This window comes from Paenibacillus sp. NN59 (genome assembly GCF_057597225.1).
Genome location: NZ_CP199678.1, coordinates 81122 through 105830 on the forward strand (window position 1 = coordinate 81122; position 24709 = coordinate 105830).

19 protein-coding genes, 1 tRNA gene and 3 rRNA genes are annotated in these 24709 nt (G+C 46.2%); 18 read left to right on the forward strand and 5 right to left on the reverse strand.

All coding sequences use genetic code 11. The annotated features are described in order from the left end of the window. Positions 1-106: 106 nt before the first annotated feature. Positions 107-1444 (forward strand): TrkH family potassium uptake protein, encoded by a 1338-nt coding sequence (locus ACT89M_RS00380; protein WP_154892080.1) that lies wholly within the window; start codon positions 107-109, stop codon positions 1442-1444. A gap of 84 nt (positions 1445-1528) precedes the next feature. Here ACT89M_RS00380 and ACT89M_RS00385 read toward each other — a convergent pair whose 3' ends face one another. Continuing rightward, positions 1529-2119, reverse strand: coding sequence for a TetR/AcrR family transcriptional regulator (locus ACT89M_RS00385; RefSeq protein ID WP_253498814.1), 591 nt, complete (start codon positions 2117-2119; stop codon positions 1529-1531). Positions 2120-2206: 87 nt separating this feature from the next. On the opposite strand from ACT89M_RS00385, the gene ACT89M_RS00390 reads away from it, so the two are divergent. The 14 genes from ACT89M_RS00390 (at position 2207) to ACT89M_RS00455 (ending at position 17571) form a co-directional block, all read left to right on the forward strand. Further along, the gene (locus ACT89M_RS00390; protein ID WP_154892078.1) at positions 2207-2755 is read left to right on the forward strand and encodes a hypothetical protein; all 549 of its coding nucleotides are present in this window, start codon (positions 2207-2209) and stop codon (positions 2753-2755) included. A 347-nt stretch (positions 2756-3102) separates the two neighbouring features. Further along, positions 3103-4658, forward strand: a 16S ribosomal RNA gene (locus ACT89M_RS00395). 347 nt (positions 4659-5005) lie between these two features. Further along, positions 5006-7933: ribosomal RNA gene (locus ACT89M_RS00400) — 23S ribosomal RNA — on the forward strand. A gap of 149 nt (positions 7934-8082) precedes the next feature. Continuing rightward, positions 8083-8199 (forward strand): 5S ribosomal RNA (rrf, locus tag ACT89M_RS00405). The 16S, 23S and 5S rRNA genes sit together here, the layout of an rRNA operon. Before the next feature lie 357 nt (positions 8200-8556). Next, on the forward strand, positions 8557-10014 hold the full coding sequence (gene guaB, locus ACT89M_RS00410) for an IMP dehydrogenase (protein WP_090924897.1): 1458 nt from the start codon (positions 8557-8559) through the stop codon (positions 10012-10014). 420 nt (positions 10015-10434) lie between these two features. Beyond that, on the forward strand, positions 10435-11826 hold the full coding sequence (locus ACT89M_RS00415) for a D-alanyl-D-alanine carboxypeptidase family protein (RefSeq protein WP_154892144.1): 1392 nt from the start codon (positions 10435-10437) through the stop codon (positions 11824-11826). 182 nt (positions 11827-12008) lie between these two features. Next, entirely contained in the window at positions 12009-12890 is an 882-nt protein-coding gene (gene pdxS, locus ACT89M_RS00420) for a pyridoxal 5'-phosphate synthase lyase subunit PdxS (protein ID WP_024628815.1), read from the forward strand. Positions 12891-12908: 18 nt separating this feature from the next. Then, positions 12909-13490: a pyridoxal 5'-phosphate synthase glutaminase subunit PdxT gene (gene pdxT, locus ACT89M_RS00425; RefSeq protein ID WP_154892143.1), complete on the forward strand. Its 582-nt coding sequence runs from the start codon at positions 12909-12911 to the stop codon at positions 13488-13490. 287 nt (positions 13491-13777) lie between these two features. Then, on the forward strand, positions 13778-15061 hold the full coding sequence (gene serS / locus ACT89M_RS00430; RefSeq protein WP_487344964.1) for a serine--tRNA ligase: 1284 nt from the start codon (positions 13778-13780) through the stop codon (positions 15059-15061). Between the two features lie 200 nt (positions 15062-15261). Further along, positions 15262-15350: transfer RNA gene (locus ACT89M_RS00435), tRNA-Ser, on the forward strand. 137 nt (positions 15351-15487) lie between these two features. After that, positions 15488-15829 (forward strand): hypothetical protein, encoded by a 342-nt coding sequence (locus tag ACT89M_RS00440; protein ID WP_090924892.1) that lies wholly within the window; start codon positions 15488-15490, stop codon positions 15827-15829. Positions 15830-15854: 25 nt separating this feature from the next. Next, positions 15855-16031, forward strand: coding sequence for a hypothetical protein (locus ACT89M_RS00445; protein WP_167375858.1), 177 nt, complete (start codon positions 15855-15857; stop codon positions 16029-16031). 22 nt (positions 16032-16053) lie between these two features. Then, complete coding sequence (locus tag ACT89M_RS00450; RefSeq protein WP_090924891.1) at positions 16054-16206, forward strand: small acid-soluble spore protein P; 153 nt, start codon at positions 16054-16056, stop codon at positions 16204-16206. 270 nt (positions 16207-16476) lie between these two features. Continuing rightward, on the forward strand, positions 16477-17571 hold the full coding sequence (locus ACT89M_RS00455; RefSeq protein ID WP_090924890.1) for a hypothetical protein: 1095 nt from the start codon (positions 16477-16479) through the stop codon (positions 17569-17571). Positions 17572-17740: 169 nt separating this feature from the next. Here the strand turns inward: ACT89M_RS00455 and ACT89M_RS00460 are convergent, their stop codons facing one another. Together ACT89M_RS00460 and tadA are read right to left on the reverse strand one after the other, a co-directional pair. Beyond that, positions 17741-18313, reverse strand: a complete 573-nt coding sequence (locus ACT89M_RS00460; RefSeq protein ID WP_154892142.1) for a GNAT family N-acetyltransferase — start codon at positions 18311-18313, stop codon at positions 17741-17743. Between the two features lie 49 nt (positions 18314-18362). Continuing rightward, on the reverse strand, positions 18363-18863 hold the full coding sequence (gene tadA / locus ACT89M_RS00465; protein ID WP_154892141.1) for a tRNA adenosine(34) deaminase TadA: 501 nt from the start codon (positions 18861-18863) through the stop codon (positions 18363-18365). Between the two features lie 331 nt (positions 18864-19194). Here tadA and ACT89M_RS00470 point away from each other — a divergent pair, with 331 nt between their 5' ends. After that, positions 19195-21534 carry a PAS domain S-box protein gene (locus ACT89M_RS00470; RefSeq protein WP_090924887.1) on the forward strand — a complete coding sequence of 780 codons (2340 nt, stop codon included), beginning with the start codon at positions 19195-19197 and terminating at the stop codon, positions 21532-21534. A gap of 18 nt (positions 21535-21552) precedes the next feature. Further along, positions 21553-22254 (forward strand): pseudouridine synthase, encoded by a 702-nt coding sequence (locus ACT89M_RS00475; RefSeq protein ID WP_154892140.1) that lies wholly within the window; start codon positions 21553-21555, stop codon positions 22252-22254. Positions 22255-22456: 202 nt separating this feature from the next. On the opposite strand, the gene motB is transcribed toward ACT89M_RS00475, so the two are convergent. Together motB and motA are read right to left on the reverse strand one after the other, a co-directional pair. Continuing rightward, on the reverse strand, positions 22457-23275 hold the full coding sequence (gene motB / locus ACT89M_RS00480) for a flagellar motor protein MotB (RefSeq protein ID WP_154892139.1): 819 nt from the start codon (positions 23273-23275) through the stop codon (positions 22457-22459). Continuing rightward, on the reverse strand, positions 23262-24062 hold the full coding sequence (gene motA, locus ACT89M_RS00485; protein WP_090924884.1) for a flagellar motor stator protein MotA: 801 nt from the start codon (positions 24060-24062) through the stop codon (positions 23262-23264). The genes motB and motA overlap by 14 nt, the downstream gene beginning before the upstream one ends. Before the next feature lie 235 nt (positions 24063-24297). Here motA and ACT89M_RS00490 point away from each other — a divergent pair, with 235 nt between their 5' ends. After that, positions 24298-24591 (forward strand): hypothetical protein, encoded by a 294-nt coding sequence (locus tag ACT89M_RS00490; protein WP_154892138.1) that lies wholly within the window; start codon positions 24298-24300, stop codon positions 24589-24591. The last annotated feature ends 118 nt before the right edge of the window (positions 24592-24709 follow it).

Here is a 24709-nt window from a genome sequence, read left to right on the forward strand (position 1 = left end):
CAAGCTGGGGCAAGTTCCTCTTTGGGTTTACATAGGCAACTCATTCAGACGTGCTACGGGTCACAAGTTGCTCCTATTTTTATTTTGGTTAAAAGAGGTGCCCTTCATGAAGTTCAGGCTTCAGATCGCCAGGTTCATATCTCCTCCGTTAATATTGGTTGGCGGTTTCTTGCTAATTATCTCTATTGGGACCGTTTTGTTGATGTTGCCGTTTTCTAATCAGAGTGGCACACATCTAGCTTTTATTGACGCTTTATTCACAGCTACATCAGCGGCATGTGTGACTGGGCTAGTTGTGGTGGATGTAGGAACAACTTTCAATTTGTTTGGTCAGATTGTCATCATGATCCTGATGCAACTTGGCGGGCTCGGTTTCATGACCATGGCCACATTGTTTGCACTTGTGCTGGGCAAACGCATATCTCTTAAAGACAGGTTGCTACTGAAAGAGGCTATTAATGCGGACAGCATGGAGGGAATTGTACGGATTATCCGCAAGGTTCTGATCTTTTCATTCACTATTGAAGGGGTAGCTGCGGTCATTTTGGCTTTACTCTGGGCAACGGAGATGCCTTTTATGCAGGCCGTATACTACGGCATATTTCATTCTGTTTCCTTGTTTAACAATGGTGGGTTTGATCTGTTTGGCAACAGTTTTCAATATTATACCGGAGACTGGATTTTTAACATTACTGCTTCGATTCTCGTGATATCTGGTGGACTTGGTTTTGTTGTGTTGAATGACCTGTTTGAATATCGCAAACGCCGCCGGTTATCTTTGCAATCGAAATTGGTGCTGTCCGTGTCAGGTGCGTTGATCGGTATAGGTGCAGTGGTGTTGTTTATTTTCGAATTCACCAACAGTCACACGCTTGGTTCACTAACTTGGAGCGAGAAGATCTACGCATCGTTCTTTCAGTCTGTCTCAACGCGTTCTTCCGGGACAAGTACGATTGACATTACACAGATGCGACAAGCGACTCAGTTTTTCTTTATTTTGCTCATGTTTATTGGCGCTTCTCCAGGTTCGACAGGTGGAGGGATTAAAACAACCACGTTTCTGATCATGATTGGTGCTGTATATGCCATGATTCGGGGCAACAAGGACATTGTTTTTTTTCGTCAACGTGTACCTAAAGATCTGCTCATGAGAGCCCTGACGATCATTATGGTTTCCCTCAGTATCTTCATGATTGTAGTGATGCTTTTACTTACAACCGAAGATGCACCATTCCTTTCCCTCATGTTTGAGGCTGCATCTGCTATTGGTACGGTGGGGCTGTCGGTGGGCGTAACCCATGAGATGACCAATTGGGGCAAAATCATTATTACCTTCACCATGTTTGTTGGTCGGATTGGGCCGCTAACGATTGCGTATGCACTTCGTCCCCGTAAAGAGAAGAAATTGTATCGCCATCCAGAAGGCCGGATCATTATTGGATAAAACAAAAAACGCAGACATTCGATATCTACCCCTATGAGTAATAATGGGGTGGTATTAAATGTACTGCGTTTTTTATGTTGTGCTCTAAGGGCATAGAGAGGTCAGATGTAAGGTGAGAGCCTCGTCCATAAGTTGGCCGTTCATCTGATCGGGTCTAAGCACGGCATGGATAGCCAAGCCATCAACTAGAGCATACAGTCTTTCGATCTCAAGTTCCTGATTTAGATCTGGTCTGAAGATGCCGGACTGTATTAAAGAAGTAATAACGATCTCAACAGCTCGTCTAATATCATTATATACAGTGTCAGCCAGTTTTTTGAGTGCAGGATCCGTTTTGGATTTGGCAGTAAAAGCGTACCACACCTCCATTTCAGCCATTTTCTCATCCGTATTGGGTATGAATTCAAGCAGTAACTGTTTCATATGTTCCATCGGAGGCCCGTCGAAAGACATACTTTGAATCCGGGCAGTCACCCGTTCCGAAACCAAATTCATTGCATATAACAGAAGCTCCGATTGAGTGGAAAAATAGTGGCGCATGGATCCGACCGAGATTCCAGCTTCCTCAGCGATATTTCGAACAGAAGCTTGTTCCATACCATTTTTCCGGATAATACGCCAAGCGGCCTCAGCTACGAGCAAGCGCTGTTTGTCATGATCAACGATTTTAGGCATGTCATGATTATAACACCATTGATTATTATGGTACAAAAGTGTTAAATTAATTATAATACAGTCGTATTATATAAAAGGGGTGTAATTATGGTTGCTTATTTCATTATTGCCTGTGAGATTGCATTTTGGATATTTGTCGCGGCAGGGCTAAGTGTTCGGTATATGCTGGGTAAGAAGCGATTGGGATTGGCTTTGCTTGCCGCCACACCGATTGTTGATGTTTTGTTGCTCATAGCTACTGTTGTAGATCTTCAACGCGGAGCAACAGCAAGTATGGTTCATGGTATAGCGGCTATCTATATTGGAGTAAGCATTGCTTTTGGACATCAAATGATCGCTTGGGCTGATGGTTACTTTCAATACTGGTTTAGAGGGGGAGAGAATCCTAGGCGGAATAAGTTATATGGAAGAGAACATGCAAGGAACGAGCGTATAGGGTGGGTCAGACATCTTTTGGCTTGGAGTATTGGAAGTGCGCTTTTGTATATTATGATATGGTGGATTGGTGATCCAGCTCGAACAGAGGTGTTTTCAGGTCTAATCCGAGTATGGGCAATGGTGCTGGGGATTGATCTCGTGATAAGTATTAGTTATAGCTTTTGGCCGAGGAAAGCTCCTGCTAAAAATATAGGTTAACGGTTCAGATTGTCTTATGAAATGATCAAGTTCTTGATAAAAGTGAAAAAAAGCTTGCAATCAAAAATCATACATGGTATATTCTAATTCCGGCCAAGAAAACACAGTTTACACGGTGCGGCAAGCCAATAAGAACAAGCTTCGAAAGAAACTTAAAAAAAGTGCTTGCAAAGTTGGTTTGGAAATGATATGATATAAAAGTTACTGAAGCGAACGAGTGACGGTGGCTGAATATGTTTGATCTTTGAAAACTGAACAACGAGTGAGTATCGATCTTGCTTGCAAGATCAAAATGAGATTTTAATCTCGTCAGATTCAAAATGAGCTTATCGCTCTTTTCAATAACTTTATTGGAGAGTTTGATCCTGGCTCAGGACGAACGCTGGCGGCATGCCTAATACATGCAAGTCGAGCGGACTTGAAGAGAAGCTTGCTTCTCTGATAGTTAGCGGCGGACGGGTGAGTAACACGTAGGCAACCTGCCCTCAAGCTTGGGACAACTACCGGAAACGGTAGCTAATACCGAATACTTGTTTTCTTCGCCTGAAGAGAACTGGAAAGACGGAGCAATCTGTCACTTGGGGATGGGCCTGCGGCGCATTAGCTAGTTGGTGAGGTAACGGCTCACCAAGGCGACGATGCGTAGCCGACCTGAGAGGGTGATCGGCCACACTGGGACTGAGACACGGCCCAGACTCCTACGGGAGGCAGCAGTAGGGAATCTTCCGCAATGGGCGAAAGCCTGACGGAGCAATGCCGCGTGAGTGATGAAGGTTTTCGGATCGTAAAGCTCTGTTGCCAGGGAAGAACGCTTGGGAGAGTAACTGCTCTCAAGGTGACGGTACCTGAGAAGAAAGCCCCGGCTAACTACGTGCCAGCAGCCGCGGTAATACGTAGGGGGCAAGCGTTGTCCGGAATTATTGGGCGTAAAGCGCGCGCAGGCGGTCATGTAAGTCTGGTGTTTAATCCCGGGGCTCAACCCCGGATCGCACTGGAAACTGTGTGACTTGAGTGCAGAAGAGGAGAGTGGAATTCCACGTGTAGCGGTGAAATGCGTAGAGATGTGGAGGAACACCAGTGGCGAAGGCGACTCTCTGGGCTGTAACTGACGCTGAGGCGCGAAAGCGTGGGGAGCAAACAGGATTAGATACCCTGGTAGTCCACGCCGTAAACGATGAGTGCTAGGTGTTAGGGGTTTCGATACCCTTGGTGCCGAAGTTAACACATTAAGCACTCCGCCTGGGGAGTACGGTCGCAAGACTGAAACTCAAAGGAATTGACGGGGACCCGCACAAGCAGTGGAGTATGTGGTTTAATTCGAAGCAACGCGAAGAACCTTACCAGGTCTTGACATCCAACTAACGAGGCAGAGATGCGTTAGGTGCCCTTCGGGGAAAGTTGAGACAGGTGGTGCATGGTTGTCGTCAGCTCGTGTCGTGAGATGTTGGGTTAAGTCCCGCAACGAGCGCAACCCTTATATTTAGTTGCCAGCACTTCGGGTGGGCACTCTAGATAGACTGCCGGTGACAAACCGGAGGAAGGTGGGGATGACGTCAAATCATCATGCCCCTTATGACCTGGGCTACACACGTACTACAATGGCCGGTACAACGGGCTGCGAAATCGCGAGATGGAGCCAATCCCAACAAAGCCGGTCTCAGTTCGGATTGCAGGCTGCAACTCGCCTGCATGAAGTCGGAATTGCTAGTAATCGCGGATCAGCATGCCGCGGTGAATACGTTCCCGGGTCTTGTACACACCGCCCGTCACACCACGAGAGTTTATAACACCCGAAGTCGGTGGGGTAACCGCAAGGAGCCAGCCGCCGAAGGTGGGATAGATGATTGGGGTGAAGTCGTAACAAGGTAGCCGTATCGGAAGGTGCGGCTGGATCACCTCCTTTCTATGGAGAATCGTCTTCTGCAACGAAGACATTCAAAACTAAAATCTAGCCAGGTCGGCTAGTTACTCACTCGTTGCTCAGTTTTGAGAGCTCAAACTCTCAAAACTTCTCGTTTGTTCGACCGACACATCCGTGAACGGCCCGAACCAAACGATTTGTTCTTTGAAAACTAGATATCGAAACGAAACAAACGCGAATTAGAACATTCCTTTTTAGCTGAACTTGTGTATAACAAGTTTCAATAAAAACGGTAGATAATGCAGTTGCGATGGTATCGGGTGGGAGCGACTTTTGGCTTTGGACGTAGTCCAAAACAAGGGAAGCGAGCAAACGAAACCGGAGCATATGGTTAAGCTACTAAGAGCACACGGAGGATGCCTAGGCGCTAGGAGCCGATGAAGGACGTGGCGAACAACGAAACTGCCTCGGGGAGCTGTAAGCAAGCTTTGATCCGGGGATGTCCGAATGGGGAAACCCAGCTGGGGTAATTTCCAGTTACTCTTGTCTGAATACATAGGGCAAGTAGAGGCATACCAGGGGAACTGAAACATCTAAGTACCCTGAGGAAGAGAAAACAATAGTGATTCCGTCAGTAGCGGCGAGCGAACGCGGAGAAGCCCAAACCAAGGAGCTTGCTCTTTGGGGTTGTGGGACGTCTCACATGGAGTTACAAAGGAACCGGTTAAGCGAAGAGGTCTGGAAAGGCCCGCCAAAGAAGGTAAAAGCCCTGTAATTGAAAGTCTGTTCCCTCCGAGACGGATCCCGAGTAGTGCGGGGCACGTGAAACCCCGTATGAATCCGGCAGGACCATCTGCCAAGGCTAAATACTTCCTAGCGACCGATAGTGAAGCAGTACCGTGAGGGAAAGGTGAAAAGCACCCCGGAAGGGGAGTGAAATAGAACCTGAAACCGTGTGCTTACAAAAAGTCAGAGCCCGTTTTAGGGGTGATGGCGTGCCTTTTGTAGAATGAACCGGCGAGTTACGTTCCCGTGCAAGGTTAAGGTGAAGAGCCGGAGCCGCAGCGAAAGCGAGTCTGAATAGGGCGAATGAGTACGTGGACGTAGACCCGAAACCGGGTGATCTACCCCTGTCCAGGGTGAAGGTGCGGTAACACGCACTGGAGGCCCGAACCCACGCATGTTGAAAAATGCGGGGATGAGGTGGGGGTAGCGGAGAAATTCCAATCGAACTCGGAGATAGCTGGTTCTCCCCGAAATAGCTTTAGGGCTAGCCTCGGAAAACAGAGTCGTGGAGGTAGAGCACTGATTGGGTGCGGGGCCCGCAAGGGTTACCAAGCTCAGTCAAACTCCGAATGCCATAGACTTACTTCCGGGAGTCAGACAGTGAGTGCTAAGATCCATTGTCAAAAGGGAAACAGCCCAGACCATCAGCTAAGGTCCCCAAGTGTGTGTTAAGTGGGAAAGGATGTGGAGTTGCACAGACAACCAGGATGTTGGCTTAGAAGCAGCCACCATTGAAAGAGTGCGTAATAGCTCACTGGTCGAGTGACTCTGCGCCGAAAATGTAACGGGGCTAAACACACCACCGAAGCTATGGCTTGATGCTTTGCATCAGGGGTAGGGGAGCGTTGTATAAGGGTTGAAGGTGTACCGTAAGGAGCGCTGGACATTATACAAGTGAGAATGCCGGTATGAGTAACGAAAAGATCAGTGAGAATCTGATCCGCCGAAAGCCTAAGGGTTCCTGAGGAAGGCTCGTCCGCTCAGGGTAAGTCGGGACCTAAGGCGAGGCCGAAAGGCGTAGTCGAAGGACAACAGGTCGAAATTCCTGTACCACCGTAAATCGTTACGAGCGATGGGGGGACGCAGTAGGGTAGTGACGCAGGCTGATGGATGCCTGTCCAAGCAGTAAGGCTGGTTAGTAGGCAAATCCGCTAACCGTAAGGCTGAGCTGTGATGGGGAGTGAAAATTACAGTAGCGAAGGTCATGATCTCACACTGCCAAGAAAAGCCTCTAGCCAGATGAAGGTGCCCGTACCGCAAACCGACACAGGTAGGCGAGAAGAGAATTCTAAGGCGCGCGGAAGAACTCTCGTTAAGGAACTCGGCAAAATGACCCCGTAACTTCGGGAGAAGGGGTGCCCCGGTAGTGTGAATAGCACGAGGGGGCCGCAGTGAAAAGGCCCAAGCGACTGTTTAGCAAAAACACAGGTCTGTGCGAAGCCGTAAGGCGAAGTATACGGGCTGACGCCTGCCCGGTGCTGGAAGGTTAAGGGGAGTGGTTAGGGAGTAATCCCGAAGCTGTGAACCGAAGCCCCAGTAAACGGCGGCCGTAACTATAACGGTCCTAAGGTAGCGAAATTCCTTGTCAGGTAAATTCTGACCCGCACGAATGGCGTAACGACTTGGGCGCTGTCTCAACGAGAGATCCGGTGAAATTTTAATACCTGTGAAGATGCAGGTTACCCGCGACAAGACGGAAAGACCCCATGGAGCTTTACTGCAGCTTGATATTGAATTTGGGTACGATCTGTACAGGATAGGTGGGAGCCTTTGAAGCGTGAGCGCCAGCTTGCGTGGAGGCACCGTTGGGATACCACCCTGATCGTATCTAGGTTCTAACCTGGTACCGTAAACCGGTGCGGGGACAGTGTCAGGTGGGCAGTTTGACTGGGGCGGTCGCCTCCTAAAGAGTAACGGAGGCGCCCAAAGGTTCCCTCAGAATGGTTGGAAATCATTCGAAGAGTGCAAAGGCATAAGGGAGCTTGACTGCGAGACCTACAAGTCGAGCAGGGACGAAAGTCGGGCTTAGTGATCCGGTGGTACCGCATGGAAGGGCCATCGCTCAACGGATAAAAGCTACCCTGGGGATAACAGGCTTATCTCCCCCAAGAGTCCACATCGACGGGGAGGTTTGGCACCTCGATGTCGGCTCATCGCATCCTGGGGCTGAAGTAGGTCCCAAGGGTTGGGCTGTTCGCCCATTAAAGCGGTACGCGAGCTGGGTTCAGAACGTCGTGAGACAGTTCGGTCCCTATCTGTCGTGGGCGTAGGAAATTTGAGAGGAGCTGTCCTTAGTACGAGAGGACCGGGATGGACGTACCGCTGGTGTACCAGTTGTTCCGCCAGGAGCACCGCTGGGTAGCTATGTACGGACGGGATAAGCGCTGAAAGCATCTAAGCGTGAAGCCCCCCTCAAGATGAGATTTCCCAGTATGTAAGACCCCTTGAAGACGACGAGGTAGATAGGCTGGGGGTGGAAGTGCAGCAATGCATGGAGCTGACCAGTACTAATCGGTCGAGGGCTTATCCAATAGCAAGTTTTAAATCGCGTAGGTTTCGTTTCGAATCTAGTTTTCAGAGAACAACACTCTGAATGAAGTGAAAATCGGTACATCACGGAATGTGTGTATGATTTTCAGTTCTGATTGATATGGAAGAAGCTATGCTTCGACCAATCGCGTTTGGTGGCGATGGCGGAGGGGTTCCACACGTACCCATCCCGAACACGACCGTTAAGCCCTCTAGCGCCGATGGTACTTGGACCGCAGGGTCCTGGGAGAGTAGGACGCCGCCAAGCAAAGAACCACTGCCGATGATGTTCGGTGGTGGTTTTTTTTTGTTTAAATAGGGAAGAACATAAAAATCTTCATTAAAGGAATACTTAAACTACATTCAAAACAAAAGCAGGCGTCCGATCTGAATAAAAGGACGCCTTTTGTTATATTATCAAGACTTGTCCACCTAAGAAACACATTTGTATACAAGGGGAAGCACACCTGATTGTTCCAAGGAGTTTCCCTTGACATTCTAAATATCGCTTTGCTAAGATGGACAATAATATATTTTCAGAAAACGAATTTTCGGCATACAATACAGCCTGGAATCTTCGGGTTTTGGTCCGTAAAGCTGAGCAAACATAAGGAGGAACACTTGCGTGTGGGAAGATAAATTTGGTAAGGAAGGCTTCACCTTTGATGATGTATTGCTAGTGCCACGGAAATCCGAGACACTGCCTAAAGAAGTAGACGTATCCGTTCGTTTGAGTGATAACGTCAAATTGAACATTCCTTTGATTAGTGCAGGGATGGATACTGTTACTGAAGCGACACTGGCGATTGCCATTGCACGTGAAGGCGGTATTGGTATTATTCATAAAAATATGTCCGTTGAACAACAAGCTGAAGAAGTGGATCGGGTTAAACGCTCGGAGAGCGGTGTTATCACCAATCCTTTTTCACTTACAGCTGAACATCTGGTATCTGATGCTGAGGCAGTTATGGCAAAATACCGGATTTCTGGTGTGCCTATCGTTGAAGGAGATCAGAAGCTCGTAGGAATCCTGACAAACCGTGACTTGCGATTTATCCATGATTTCAACATCAAGATTAGTGAAGTCATGACGCGTGAGAATTTGGTCACAGCTCCTGTCGGTACAACACTGCAAGAGGCAGAAGGTATCTTGCAGAAGCATAAAATTGAAAAGCTTCCATTGGTGGATGAGTCCAACACATTGAAGGGCCTTATCACAATTAAAGATATCGAGAAGGCCATTCAGTTCCCACAAGCTGCGAAGGATGCGCAAGGTCGCCTTTTGGTTGGTGCAGCCATTGGTATCTCCAAAGATACTTTTGAACGTGCAGACGCTTTGGTCAAAGCGGGTGTGGATCTGATTACAGTAGATTCAGCTCATGGCCATCATATTAACATTATTGAAGCGGTTCGCAAGTTACGCGAACGTTTCCCTGAGCTCACCATTATTGCAGGCAACGTTGCTACGGGTGAAGCCACACGTGATCTGATTGAAGCAGGAGCTTCGGTTGTTAAAGTAGGTATTGGGCCAGGCTCCATTTGTACTACTCGTGTTATTGCAGGTATTGGTGTTCCTCAAGTTACAGCTGTATATGATTGTGCAAGCGTGGCGCGTGAATACGGCGTACCTATCATTGCTGACGGCGGTATTAAATACTCTGGGGAGATCACCAAAGCTCTTGCTGCCGGTGCTCATGCGGTAATGCTGGGAAGCCTGTTTGCAGGAACAGCAGAGAGTCCAGGAGAAACGGAAATCTTCCAAGGACGTAGTTATAAAGTATATCGTGGTATGGGTTCAATGGCTGCAATGAAACAAGGCAGTAAAGACCGTTACTTCCAGGATGATGACAAAAAACTGGTTCCTGAAGGCATTGAGGGTCGAGTAGCATACAAAGGTCCTTTGTCTGATACAATTCATCAGTTGATCGGGGGATTGCGTTCGGGTATGGGATACTGCGGAACGAGTAATCTGGATCAATTGCGTAATGACACAAGCTTTATCCGTATTACAGGTGCTGGCCTTCGTGAGAGCCACCCACATGATGTGCAGATTACGAAAGAAGCACCTAACTACTCGTTGTAATCTGAAGTGAGTTAATGATTTCCAAGGCAGGCTCGGCGATTTTCGCCGGGCTTGTCTTTTTTTGCGGATACCCCTGTGATAGAATAGAACAAGCGGTGACCGTCCTAGGATGGAACTGGGCGTTGCGGCGATTTTTTGACGTGATCCATGATTTTTTTATGAGATTCAAGGTAAGCCAGTTATGACTTATCATACTAGAAAGAATGTTTATTACGTTTTACATAAGATAAGCATTCAGCAAGATGCGAGCGAAGTGACAATTGATCTGAATAATAGAGCAACGAACTTGCTCATTTCGATACAGCGCATTCAGCAGAGAACCACATATCCATTGACACAGTGACAGGGACTATGAAAATAGCAGCTTGAGCTGCACTGAGGCATTATTCAGAAGCTTCAGACCGAAGGGAGTATTCATCATTGAAAGCCAAACACATGAATAAGAAAAAACGTCAGATCCTCAAAAAGAGCGTAGCCTCCGTTATGCTCCTTAACATGCTATGCATGTCTGCAGTGATGCCTGTTATGGCCGCTGCCAGTGACTCTGGTCAGGTTCTGACTGCGGCAGCTACAACAACGAAAACGCCAGCAAAGGCCGTTAGTATCCCTTCAGTAGACTCGCTTGGACTTGATGTAAGATCGGCAGTCCTGATGGAAGCTTCTACAGGCCAGATTTTACTGTCAGTTGATGCGGATAAAGCGATGCCGCCAGCGAGTATGACGAAGATGATGACAGAGTATATCGTTGCTGAACAAGTGAAACAGGGCAAGTTTGGCTGGGACGATGTAGTTACTGTTAAAAAAAATGCAGCTAAAAGTATCGGATCACGCATTTTCCTGGCTGAAGGTGATCAGCACACGGTAAAAGATCTGTATATCGCCATGGCTGTTGGATCGGCCAATGATGCTACCGTGGCATTGGCCGAGTATGTTGCCGGTTCGGAAGCTGAATTCGTAAAAATGATGAATGAGGAAGCGAAACGGATGGGTATGAAGGATACCCACTTCATTAACTCTACTGGTCTGGATCGTGCAGACATGCCAGCAGAATTCCGTCCAGCAGAAGACAAGGAAACGGTGATGTCCGCTTTAGACGCTGCTATTTTGTGTAGATATATCGTCAGAGATCATCCTGACTACAAAGATTTTACAACGATTCAATCCTACAAATTCCGTCCGAACGACAAAGCACCTATTATCAATTATAACTGGATGCTGGAAGCGAATAAAAATATAACCAACTTCAAAAGCTACGCTTACGAAGGTCTGGATGGTATGAAAACAGGCCATACGAGCAACGCAGGCAATAACTTTACGGGTACGGCTGAGCGTAACGGTATGCGTTTGATTAGCGTGGTGATGGGAACCGATTCTGAATCCGCACGTTTTAGAGAAACGAAAAAGGTGCTGGATTATGGTTTTGATAATTTTGAAGTAAAACAGGCTGTTGCAGGTAAAACCAAAGTTAAAGGCTGGGAAACGGTACCTCTGAAAAAAGGGAAAGAGACGACAGTTCCTGTCGTAACCGACAATGCAGTAAGTTTTGTTGTTCCTAAAGGTACTCAAGACCTGAACGTAACATTCAAAGCGAGTGTAACCGAAGCGGATAAACTGGTTGCACCAATTAAAGCAGGTACTAAGGTTGGTACGGTCACTTACACCTACAAAGCAGAGGGAATGGAACCTCAGGAAAAAACGGTAAACCTGATTACAGCCGAAGAGGCTGAGAAGGGCGGCTGGTTCCGCCTATTCTTCCGTGCGATCAAAGACTTCTTCGTTGATCTGTTCGATGGAATCAAAAACTTGTTTTAACCGAAAAATACAAACTAATACTGAATGAGTGGATTGTATATTTACGCTTTTTCCGGTAAAATATCAAGTTAGAATTCTACGTATTACAGTATAAAAGTCTAAGGTTCTTTCATCTGAATAGAAGCGCTATTATGCTTATTGAAAAATGGGAGACAACACATACACTACGGGGGGCTTGGAATATGGAAACGGGAACATCACGCGTTAAAAGAGGTATGGCTGAAATGCAAAAAGGCGGCGTAATCATGGACGTCATGAACGCTGAGCAAGCTAAAATTGCGGAAGCAGCAGGTGCAACAGCAGTAATGGCACTTGAGCGTGTTCCTTCTGATATTCGCGCAGCAGGTGGAGTGGCTCGTATGGCTGATCCAACGATTGTGGAAGAAGTAATGAAAGTTGTTACGATCCCTGTTATGGCCAAAGCACGTATTGGTCACTATGTAGAAGCTAAAGTACTTGAGTCACTGGGTGTGGATTACCTGGATGAGAGTGAAGTACTGACTCCTGCGGATGAAGTATTCCATATTGATAAACATGAGTTTACTGTACCGTTTGTATGTGGAGCGAAAGACTTGGGTGAGGCACTTCGCCGGATCGGTGAAGGAGCATCTATGATTCGTACAAAAGGTGAGCCGGGAACAGGCAACATTGTTGAGGCGGTACGTCATATGCGTTTCATTAACGGCCAAATTCGTAAAGTAACCAATATGTCAAAAGACGAGTTGTATGCTGAAGCGAAGAACCTGGGCGTTGCCTATGAGCTTTTGCTGGATGTGCATGAGAACGGAAAATTGCCAGTGGTTAACTTTGCAGCGGGCGGCGTAGCCACTCCAGCAGATGCTGCACTTATGATGCACCTTGGAGCAGACGGTGTATTTGTAGGTTCTGGTATTTTCAAATCGGACAGCCCGGAGAAATTCGCACGTGCAATCGTTGAAGCAACAACACATTATACCGATTATAAATTGATTGCCGAGGTTTCTAAAAACCTGGGAGCACCAATGAAAGGCATCGAAATTTCCAAACTCGCACCTTCCGAGCGTATGCAGGATCGCGGCTGGTAAGAGAAGGGGAATTCAGACATGAAGATCGGCGTTTTGGCACTTCAGGGTGCTGTTACAGAACATATATGCAGTATTGAACGTGCTGGAGCTGAAGGTGTAGCCATTAAGCAAATTCAGCAGTTAGAGGAACTGGATGGCTTGATTTTACCGGGTGGAGAGAGCACAACCATCGGAAAGCTCATGCGCAAGTATGGGTTCATGGAAGCCATTCGTGCCTTCGCCGCAGCTGGAAAGCCGGTATTCGGTACCTGTGCGGGTCTGATCGTTATGGCCAAGCGTATTCAAGGTCAGGATGAGGCTCATCTGGAGCTTATGGATATGACCGTTTCCCGTAATGCTTTTGGGAGACAGAGAGAGAGCTTTGAGACAGACCTACCTGTAAAAGGTATCGATGAGACGGTACGGGCTGTATTTATACGCGCTCCGTTAATTGAGAGTGTTGGCGAACAGGTCGAGGTTCTTTCCACGTATAAAGATGAGATTGTGACAGCACGCCAGGGACATTTGCTGGCTTGCTCCTACCATCCAGAGTTGACGGATGACTACCGTCTACATGCTTACTTTGTAGACATGGCAAGGGCATATAAACAATCGGTATAAGCAAAATAAAGTATGATGTACAACCTATGATCTCCCGGTCATCGGAGCACTCCTCAGTTGTCTGTTCTAGACTACGGAGGCAGCTGCATCTGGACGGATGCCTCATGTTGCTTGTAACTGCTGCATAGCGGAATCGCAGCGGAGGTGGCAACCGGGGACATAGGTTGTTTTTTCGGTTATTAGCACATTGTAGGTTATAATAGATATTATTGTGTTTTTAAATGAATGTATCGAGAACGGGCCTGACATGAGGCTCTATAATGTAGGTTTATTAGGAGGGGTACGTAGTGCTTGATGTGAAAATATTGCGGAATGAATATGCACGTGTAGAAGAAGCATTAAATAATCGTGGCAAATCGCTCGACCTGATTGCTGGGTTTACGGAGCTCGATGCAAAGCGACGGGAATTGCTTCAGGAGAGTGAGAATCTGAAGAGTCGCCGTAACACCGTGTCCGCAGAAGTAGCCAGACTGAAGAAAAATCGTGAGAACGCCGATGATTTGATTGTCGAGATGCGTGAGGTCTCCGATCGAATTAAAGCAATGGATGAGGAAGTACGCGAGCTTGAGGTTAAAATTAATGACCTCACGATGGCGATTCCTAACATTCCAAATGAAAGTGTGCCTGTAGGTACATCCGAAGAGGATAATGTTGAAATTCGCCGTTGGGAAGAGCCCAAGTCATTCTCTTTCACGCCAAAAGCGCACTGGGAGATTGCACAGGAGCTGGACATCCTTGATTTTGAAGCAGCAGCCAAAGTGACAGGTTCACGTTTTACCTTTTATAAAGGACTTGGAGCGCGTCTGGAACGTGCTTTGATTAACTTTATGATGGATTTGCACAGTGATCAGCACGGATACGAAGAAATTTTGCCTCCATATATCGTGAACCGGGACAGCTTGTTTGGAACAGGCCAGTTGCCGAAGTTCGAGGAAGATCTGTTCAAGCTTAGAGATACCGAGTATTATCTGATCCCAACAGCAGAAGTACCCGTAACGAACTACCACCGTGAAGAGATTTTGAATGCCGATGATCTGCCGAAGCATTTTGTCGCATATAGTTCCTGTTTCCGCTCAGAGGCTGGTTCGGCTGGACGGGATACTCGTGGCTTGATCCGTCAGCATCAGTTCAACAAGGTAGAGTTGCTCAAGCTATCTTCACCAGAGACATCGTATGATGAGCTGGAGAAAATGACACAAAACGCAGAGCGTGTACTACAACTTCTGGGCTTGCCTTACCGTGTGTTGACGCTCTGTACGGCAGATATGGGTTTCACTTCGGCTAAAACATATGATATTGAAGTGTGGCTGCCTGAGAGCAATACCTACCGCGAGATTTCATCATGCTCCAACTGCGAAGACTTCCAGGCACGTCGTGCCAATATCCGTTTCCGCAGAGAGCCTAAGACAAAACCTGAATTTGTACACACACTGAACGGTTCAGGACTGGCAGTGGGACGTACAGTAGCAGCCATTCTGGAGAACTATCAGCAAGAAGACGGAACGGTGATTATTCCAGAAGCATTGCGTCCTTATATGGGTGGGATTGAAGTCATCGCTCGCCGTAAATAGTACGATGTTTAAGATAGCATAATTAACAAATCATCTTACTCCATTCGCCATTTGAGGATGGCGGGTGGGATGGGTGATGTGTTACAGTGCTGGAGGCTGTTAAATCCGGTTCTATTATAAATTTTAAATAAAAATACTTGCATTCCATCATTAATCTATGGTATGATACTTTTCGTGGCAAGTTTATAAAATATTTTTTTGGAGAGGTACCGAAGCGGTCATAACGGGGCGGTCTTGAAAACCGTTAGGGTGCAAGCCCACGTGGGTTCGAATCCCACCCTCTCCGCCATATCACACTTATAACAAGGATTCGAGCGATAATGCTCGGGTCCTTTTTTGATTTAATTTTATATAAAGAGTATAACTACTCAGCATGCATAAAAACATCATCATCTCCGCACGTTATAGAAGTGGAGGTGGTTAAAGATGAACCGCGAGCTAAACATTGATCAGAACGAACTTGTAGGTGCTTGGCAGGAGCGTTTGCCTGAAGTCTTGAATGTGGGGGATCAGGCACAGGTTATGGCAGACGAAGCAAATCATCAGGCGATTCGGATACACATTGCAACAGCAGGTCACGAAATGTACTCTTTTGATTTTAAATGCCAATATGTTGATTCCCGTGAGGTCAGTGTAGAGCTAGTTGACGTGGAACGGGATGGGCGAACAACGGATGAGCGCACAGAGCCGATTCAGGAACTGGCGCATGATTACACTCGGCATATTCACGAGTGTGCTCAGTCATTGCAATCGATAACGAAATCATAACACGAACCAAAAGGGGTCGAATGGAATGACTAAAGCCAAATCGGGCGTGGATAAAAACCTGCAAAATGTTGTTGGAGATCTCGAACAAACTGGTGTTAACAGCCATCATGCGCAGCAAATACAGCAAGATTCCAATGATCGCCGCCATCAGGATGCATTAAATCATGATAAAACGGAAGATAGAGACCCATCTCATTCCTAACCTATGATGAGGAGGCACTTATATGAGTAAACCAAAAGCAATCCCTGTACCCGAAGCTCGGGATAACCATCAGCAACGTCATTCATCCAAGCGCTCTTCCATGCAGGAACCATTGTCTGGCTCTAAAAAAGTGAAGAATCAGAACCATGTGGATCATCTAAATCCGGAGGGGTAACCCTATAATGTTCTCGTGCAAAAGATAAGTACCAAACATAAAAAATCACTTCATTTCGAAAGTCCCTTGTTACCTAACAGGGGGCTTTTGCGTATTCATACATATGGAAAGACTAGCAGTCAGATCATCCCGTACCTTACATAGGTCTTTCTAGCCATTTTCAAGAGGAAAAATCACAATTTTCCCAAATTAGGTTTCAGTATCGGCCGAGATGGTATATCATTGGTATTGAATTATTTTTTTGGGGTTATCACGAGAGGAGAGAAACAAATGACTAAACGCATGGGGGCGCTTCTTCTTACGTTGTTGTTAACCGTATCTTTGGCTTTAACAGCATGTAGTAGCAAGCAAGAACCAAAAGAGGCATTGAAGACGGCTGCAGCGAATGCTTCTAAATTAACTTCGTACGAAATGAGTTCCAACTTTACAATTAATGAGTTGAGCTATAAACCTGGTGATGCATCTCAGACCGATCAAAGCATGACCCAGTTTATGAGCATGCTGAAGGACGCACAACTGAATGTCACAGGTGTATACCAAAGCGAGCCAATGCAGACAGAGATGACCGTTGGCATCGAGCTTAAAGGCGATATGGGGATGACTTTTAACATTCCTATGGTAATGACCAAAGAGAAATTGTATATAAAAGTGCCAAACATCCCATTCTTCCCGATTCCGGAAAATATGGTGGGCAAATTTATTGAATTCGACTTGAAAAAGCTGGCGGAGCAAGAGGGTACAGAATTTAACCCCGATGCACTGGACGCAGCCAAAACACAAAAGCTGAGCAACGAAATCATGGATGCGGTACTGGGTGAGTATGATGAAGCTAAGTTCTTCAAAAACCTCGACACCAAAGATGCAAAGTTGCCTGAAGGTGTAGACGCGAAGCAGGTTGTACAATTCTCTGTAAACAATGACAATGTGAAAGAAGCAGTTACTGTACTGGTAACCAAAGCACTTCCTAAAGTGATGGATATTGTCTCTAAAGAAGAGTACAGAGATATGTTGCAACTGAGCCAGGCAGATATTGACAAAGCCAAAGAAGATTTGAAAATCTCTGAAGCAGATCAAGCTGAAATGACTAAAGATCTGGATAAATTGAAAAACGTTCTGACAATCAACACATTCAACATTGATTTTGCGTTGGATAAAAACGACTTCCCAGTTTATCAAAAAATGGTTGCTGACATGCTGATCAAACCGGAAGATACCAAAGACGAAATGAAATTGGCCTTCACTGGTTCGAACACATACACTAAAATTAACGAAAAGCCTGAATTCAAAATCAACATCCCAACGGGTGACGATGTAATTACGATGGAAGAGTTCGAGCAATTGATGAACTCCTCTTACGGATATTAAGATCTAAACCTGATCTACAAATAAAACCCGCCTGATACTCAAGCAGAGAACGCTCTTTTCCTGCTAGTATCTAGGCGGGTTTTATTTGTATAAATACCACTCGCTCCTGTACACAAGGAATGATGTGGTGTTTATTATGTAGACAATCACTGAGGGTGCGGCAATGGGCTTAGCGCTGTAATTCATCTCCCAAATCTTCGGCAAGCACGGCGTAGATTTGATGATCCTGATAGACCCCGTTAATTTTCAAATATTTACGAGCGATCCCCTCAGGCTGGAATCCGTTCTTCTCCAGTACCCGCTTAGAACCCTGGTTTGATGGCAATACAGCGGCCTGCACCCGGTTTAACTTCAGAGCACGAAACCCATAGGCTACAGCCAGCTTTACCGCAGCAGTCATTCGTCCACCGCTTTGATAGTCCGGATGAATGAAGTAACCCATATCTGCATAATTAGCAACGCCGAGCACAACATTGTTCAGACTGACTTGCCCGATGAGGAGGTCATCCTTAATCGTGAAGATACCGAACTGATAACCGGTACCCTCGTCAGCAGCTCGCACGCGATCCTCAATGCGCCGGGTCTGAGCTTCAAGCGTGTAAAAATCATTTTCGCGAATTGGTTCAACTGCTTGATAAGGGATGCGGGTAAGCTCAATCAGTTCAAGATAGGCTTGTGCATCTTTGATGTCGAGTAAACGAAGACTTATGCCATGAGCTGTATCGTATAGTGTTAGTGCCATTGCAGCAAACATCCTTTCTCACATATTGTTTTCTTATGTTACAGGGTTATTATTTTTTACGCAAACGTCTGAAAAATTGAGTCAGCATGGAAGAACACTCCGGTTGCAGAACATCAGGGATAACCTCGGTTCTATGGTTGAAGCGCGGTTCTTGAAGTAAATTCATTAATGTCCCTGCACATCCTGCTTTGGGATCCGCAGTACCGAAGATTACGCGTGGAACCCTGGATTGCACAATCGCACCGGCACACATTGGACAAGGTTCGAGAGTAACGTACAGTGAACAGTCTAGTAAGCGCCAAGCTCCAATGGCTTCGCTTGCCTCTCGAATGGCCACCATCTCCGCATGGGCAGTAGAATCGAGCGTGGTTTCCCGCAGATTATACCCGCGGCCGATAATCTCGTTGTTACGCACAATAACGGCTCCGATAGGTACCTCACCAAGCGCCTCTGCTTTCTGGGCTTCTGCAATAGCTTGCCTCATCCAATATTCATGCAGCTCTTCCTCGGGTAGCACTGTGAGATCAGGCTGGGGAAAATCATCCTTCATAGGCTTAAAACTCCCTTCTTCAACATTTATTCAGCGAACAAACATTCGGTTTGTTAACATGTTGTGCACAGAATTGTGGATAACTATTAGTTAATCACATAGTTATAAACATACTATCCACAACCCTGTGGATTTGTGTACAAATCCAGTGATACATCTCATTGCATTTCATGAAAAGTGAACATACAACAATATTCGATCTATTCAGCCAGAGCGGTAACTTTCGGGCAAAGGGCGATTATCCTTTTCAAATAGTCATACAAGCGTTATGATGGGTATAGGTTTTGCCATATATCGCCAGAGGGCATAAGCCGAGAGGTGAAGAACGAATTTGTCTATTAAAACGAAATTATCCATGATTATGTCGTGCTCGGTGCTCGTTATTTTGGTATTAAATATCGCACTGAGTTATTATACTACAGAAGAGAATTTGAGGCAGGATAGTGAGAACAAGATGGTACTCACAGCGAAACAGATTGCAATTTCTGTCGAACAAAATCAGTACAGTGCAGATTATGTAAAAAGACAGATCGGAAACAATTTGTGGCTTGCTTCTATTATGGCAGCAGAGGAATTAGATCCAGATATCAAGAACATTACCAATGAAGATCTGGTTCGTTTGAGTAAAAAAGTAGGTGTATCCCATATCTCACTCCTGGAACAGACGGATGATGACATTGTGGTTAACAGATCCTCTGATCCAAGGGAGATAGGGCTCTCCACGAAATCAATGACGTACTGGTATCAGGCGTTTAAGCAGTTATTCGAGAAGCATCAGGTAACGATTCCCGAGGGGCAGAAGCTTGATCATTTCTGGTCAGATGGTTTCGAGTATTCGACGTCCAGTCCTACAGATATTGATATCTGGGGTTATTACCATGATGGAAAGAGAAATTACATAATCAACCCCTTCTATAATAATACTGAAGTAGATGACTATGTGAAGATCTCTAGCCCGGATGAAATCTTAAATAAAATCCGTGAAGTCAATCCCTCCATTTTGGAGATTACAGGCATTAATCCATTGACTTTTGCGAGCCCGGATATGAGCGATGATGGAAGAGATACGAACTTCAGCAAACTGAATAACAGACCGATCCGTTTTGGTACATATCAGTATGGCTCGGTAGATGAAGACCATCGTGCTGTGGTGCGAGCTGTTCGCACAGGGCAGAATGTATCTTTCGTGAGTGAAACACATGATCAGAAGGTTTTGAAGAGTTTTATTCCGATTTTCACACCGAATGAGTCTTCATATGTGATCAGTATTGTCATGGATTACAAACAAATATCCTCGATGGTATCTGAACAGCTGGTCAGCCATGCTTCGATATCTCTGGTTTTGCTGGAGATTGTGATCTTTGGCAGTTACTTGCTTGCTGGTTACATTACACGTCCTATCCAATCGATCTTGGGCAAGGTGAATGATGTGGCGGATGGGCATTTTGATTTCCGTCTGAAGATTAAACGCAAGGATGAGCTGGGACAGCTCGCCAACCGGATCAATGCGATGATTCGTAATCTGGGTCACTATACAAGTCGTCTAAAGCAGATGTATGAAGAGAACCGGGCAGTGAAGGAGCATCTGGAGTCTATCATTAATCAGACAGCTGATGCAATTCATATAACAGACCTTGAAGGAAAAGTGCTACGGGTTAACCGTGCATTTGAACAATTATATGGTTTTCGTAGCCGTGAGGTGGAAGGACGTTCGCTCAAGATTATTCCTCCTGAAGCGGAGGAAGAAATGAAGCAGCAGCATGCACAGCTTATTGAAGGCATGTCGATTACGTCTAATGAAACGATCTGGATGAAAAAAGACGGAACCCGGGTTGAAGTCAGTGTAAGTACGGCGCCTGTACGCGACGAGGCTGGTGAGATTACAGCTCTCATCAGTGTCTCAAGGGATATTACAAGCCGTAATCGGATGGAAGAGCTGCTTAGACGGTCGGAGAAGCTAACGACGGTTGGACAGCTAGCCGCCGGAGTAGCCCATGAGATTCGAAATCCACTTACAACGTTGCGCGGTTTCCTACAGCTTCAACAGGAGAGCAACAAGCTAAATCATCGCCATCTGGATCTGATGTTATCTGAGCTTGACCGAATCAACCTGATCGTAGGCGAGTTTTTGATTCTGGCGAAGCCGCAAGCAGTTCATTTTCAAGAGCGGGATATTCGTTTCATTCTTGGGGATGTTATCTCATTGCTGGATAGTCAGGCACATCTGCACGGGGTTGAGTTTGTGTTGCATGCATCATCGGATTCAGCTATGGTACACTGTGAAGAGAATCAGTTAAAGCAAGTATTCATCAATGTCCTCAAAAACGGTATGGAAGCTATGCCGAATGGAGGAAGCATCCATATCAAGCTGAAGGTTAACGAGCAGGCCAACCGAGTTAGGATTGAAATTAAGGATGAAGGCATTGGCATCCCGGAAGAAATGATGGCAAAGCTTGGTGAGCCGTTCTTCACGAACAAAGAATCCGGCACAGGACTCGGCCTCATGGTAAGTCAGCGAATTATTCAATCCCATAAGGGCATGATGGATATTAAGAGTGCTATGAATAGGGGAACCACTGTCATTATTGAACTGCCGGCTTCTGAAGTGCAGACACAGTTACAGGAGGCAGATCCATCAGCGGAAGAACAACAACCAGATGAAGAGAACTAGATGAGGTGAGATGACCTTTTGCGTATTAATAAATTTATTAGTGAGACAGGTTACTGCTCCCGCCGAGCAGCCGACAAATTAATTGAAAGTGGTCAGGTGACCATTAATGGCATTAAGGCGGAGCTCGGCAGTCAAGCAGAAGAAGGCGACGATGTTCGAATCAACGGGAAGCCGATTAGTGAGAAGAAAAAGCATGTGTACATTGCGTTGAACAAACCCGTGGGAATCACAAGTACAACTGAACAGCATATTCAGGGGAATATCGTTGATTTTGTTGGGCATCATGAACGGATCTTCCCGATCGGACGTCTAGACAAGGATTCGGAAGGTTTAATTCTGATGACGAATGATGGGGACATCGTGAATCGGATTTTGAGATCCGAAGGTCGTCATGAAAAGGAATATATTGTAACGGTTGATCGGACAATCACACCAAGCTTCCTCAGGGGAATGAGCACCGGTGTTAAAATCCTAGGTGAAATGACGCTGCCTTGCACCGTAACTAGAATGACAGACCGTGTGTTCCGTATTATTTTGACGGAAGGCAAGAACCGTCAAATCCGGCGGATGTGCAGTGCTTTCGGATATGAGGTTCGCAAGCTGAAGCGGATTCGTATCATGAACATTCATCTTGGAGAGCAGGCAACAGGAACATGGCGGGAGCTTACAACTGCTGAAAAAGCAGAGCTGGGCGGCTTACTGGACTATTCGCTGGAATAAGGAATACTGAATATGAAACGGGTGAAGGCCCGCCTTAACATTAGCACGAATGAAAAAGCATTGTTTCCTTTAAGAGGAGACAATGCTTTTTAGTTTAAATACAGAAGGGCACCCATATACTCGACGCCTCAAAAAAGAGGAAAACCGCTCTCCATCAATTTCAAGGAGAACGGTCTTAAACTCATTCCGTGCTGAAGGACTGCTAATTGCCGCCATTCACGGATTTTACATTCGCATTGTTACTTTGATACTTCCGGATAATGGACACTTCTACACGCCGATTCTGTGCTCTTCCGATGTTTGTATCATTGCTGGCGATTGGATGATACTCCCCGTAACCACTAGGTGTGAACTTGGAAGGATCAAGCTGCGGGTTCAGCAACAGGATTTTCAGAAAGTTCAGAGCACGATCTGCACTCAAATCCCAGTTATCCTTATATTGGTTATTGGAAATGGGAATATTATCGGTATGGCCGGATACGACAACTTCATACTCAGGGAACTCTTGCAGCATGCTAGAGATCGCCTTGGCCAGTGAACGTGATTCAGGCTTCACATCTGCTCGCCCAGAGGAGAATAACGCTTTATCACTGATGGTGATCTTGAGTTCAGACTGGTTGAGTTTGGTATTCAGTTGGTCTGATAGTCCATTCTGAGAAATATACTTGTCGAGTCGCTTCTTGAGTTTTTCCAGATCTTCCTGTTCCTTTTGGGCCATCTGGGCATCCGTAATCTGCGCAGGAGTTTTCTTTGTGATTTCCTTGGGTATTTCCTTGTTCTTGCCTAAGTCTGTACTGGAGTCCGTTGGATTCATTGACGTGTGATCCAGAACACCGGAACCTCCGTTGAGTGCACTGCTTAGTGCAGAGGCCATTTGCTCGAATTTGGCAGCATCCAGTGAACTCATGGAGAACAGGGTGATGAACAAGGCGAGCAACAAGGTCATTAAGTCGGAATAGGGAAGCAACCAACTTTCATCAATATGCTCCTCATGCGGTTCGTGTTTTTTACCCTTTTTCACCTGATGATCCCTCCTTCTCTTCCAGTTGTTTACGTTCGGAAGGTGTCAGGAATACGGATAACTTTTGGTTGATGGCAATAGTAGATACGCCAGATTGAATAGACAAGAGTCCTTCAACCATCATCAACTTGATTTCCATCTCTTTCTTGGACATCCGCTTCAGCTTGTTGGACATCGGGTGCCATAACACGTAACCACTGAAGATACCCAGAAGGGTTGCGATAAATGCCGCTGCAATCGCATGAGAGAGCTTCTCCATGTCACTGAGGTCGGCGAGTGCCGCAATCAGGCCTACGACAGCCCCTAGAACCCCGAGGGTTGGTGCATACATCCCCGCTTGAGCGAAGATCAGTGCGCCGCCGCGATGTCGTTCTTCGGTCGCATGAATATCTTCCATCAGTACATCACTGACGAATTCCTGGTCGTTACCGTCAATAATCATCCGCATACCGCTGCGAAGGAACTGATCATCAATCTCTTCTACTTTTGATTCCAGAGCGAGCAAACCTTCACGACGGGTAGTGGAAGCCCAGTCCATAAATGTGCCAATTAGAGAAACGCGGTCAATCAGTTCTTGCTTCTTGAAAAGGATACCGAATAACTTCGGGATCTTCTTAACTTCAGACATAGGAAACGCCATAAAGATGGTTCCTGCCGTACCAACGAAGATAATAACGTATGCTGCCGGGTTATTAACGAGGTTGATCAGCGGAGCACCCTTCAAAAACATACCGAGTACAAGGGAGACTAACCCCAAAACTAGTCCGATAATCGTTGAAATTTCCATCATACACCTCATCCATGAGATAAAATTGAATCCTTTCAGGCGGCAGAATTCGGGCTTCCAGACGAAGGTTCTGCTGCAATCCGTTGCATGTCTGGCAACCTCCATGGCTACCGAAAACGAATGAAACGGTCATGTATAGTATTTATCGACCAGATGGGCTTTTTTTTTAAGGGTTATTTTCAGGTATAATAAGATCAAATCCGCCTTTTACAAGGTGAGTGGGAGTGAGAAGTCAATGGGCGTAAAGCATGGACGTGATTATGAAGGAATATTGACAGATTTAACAGTGGCCATAGGACGCATACCGGATCGCTATGTTTTCTTTGAAATGGATGCGGAAGAGTGGGGGAGACTAGGGGAACCGGGACAGCTTGAGGTGGACGAAGCGCTGGCGGAGGACTTGTTCTACGCGCTTGGAGAGGAATCCGTCATTCCGGTTGGGAGCGGTGTGGTGATCCATGACAAAGACCAACACCGGATCCATATTTTGATTGGAGAAGAAGAGCTAACCTTTGTACCTCTAATTTAACATGTGTAGTAACGATAAAACCTTGCGCTTCAAGGCACTGAGCCATCTGTTCTATGGATTTTGGTGCTTTGACGTGGTAAGATGATACTCATGAAAAAGGCGCCGCTGGGCGGTGGCC